Annotated in this window: 1 pseudogene; it reads left to right on the top strand. The window is 37.5% G+C overall.

Annotated features, from left to right (window positions below):
• Positions 1-64: 64 nt before the first annotated feature.
• A pseudogene (locus FCS21_RS15715) lies at positions 65-946 on the top strand (IS3 family transposase); the annotation flags it as partial.

The raw sequence follows: 946 nt of genomic DNA, 5'->3' as shown, positions 1-946 counted from the left end.
TGACGTGGTTTAATGGATTCGACTACCCCAGTTAAGACATAATAAGCTTAACTGGAGAACAGAAATGGCAAAACGTAAAAAATATACCAAAGAATTTAAACTTGATGCAATTTCTTTAGTCAGAGATCAAAATATTAGTGTTGCGGAAGCGAGTAGAAACTTAGGTGTTAGCCCTCAAATGCTTGGTCGCTGGATCAAAGAAGAAGAAAGTGAAGATGGCCAAGCTTTTAGAGGTAACGGTAAACTAACACCTGAACAAGACGAAATACGTAAATTAAAAGCTCAAGTCAAACGCTTAGAAATGGAGCGTGAGATATTAAAAAAAGCGACGGTCTTCTTTGCCAAAGAAACGAAGTAAAATATTCGTTTGTTACCCAACATAAGAAGATCTGGCCTGTTACATTAATGTGTCAGGTATTGGGCGTAAAAAGTAATAATTATTATAGTAATGAAAAGCGTAATACAGATAAAGCAAATGATGCAACGCACCAAGAAATGCTTGAGTTAGTAAAAGATATTGCCAAATTTAGTGATAATACCTATGGCGAAAGACGTATTAAAGCGGTACTAAATGCGTTGAGTTTCCCCGTAAGTCGATGGAAAGTAGCCAAATTAATGAAAGAGGCGAACGTTTGGGTTCGTTACAAAAATAAATATAAAGCAACAACCAATAGCGATCACAATAAACCACTCTATAAAAATGAGCTTGAACAAAACTTTACCACAGAGCAACCGAATCAAGTGTTTGTCGGTGATATTACCTATATTTGGACAGCAGAGGGTTGGCTCTATTTAGCGGTTGTTATTGACCTGTATTCTCGTAAAGTTGTTGGCTGGAGTATGGGGTCAAGAATGAAAGCTCAGCTTGTCTGTGATGCGTTAACAATGGCTATTTGGCAACGAAAACCCGATAAAGGGCTTATTGTTCACTCAGATCAGGGTGTTC

The sequence above is a fragment of the Colwellia ponticola genome (assembly GCF_005885605.1).
Taxonomy (GTDB): domain Bacteria; phylum Pseudomonadota; class Gammaproteobacteria; order Enterobacterales; family Alteromonadaceae; genus Colwellia; species Colwellia ponticola.
The sequence above is the reverse complement of the archived record's forward strand: the minus strand, read 5'-3'. Positions and strand labels throughout refer to the sequence as shown.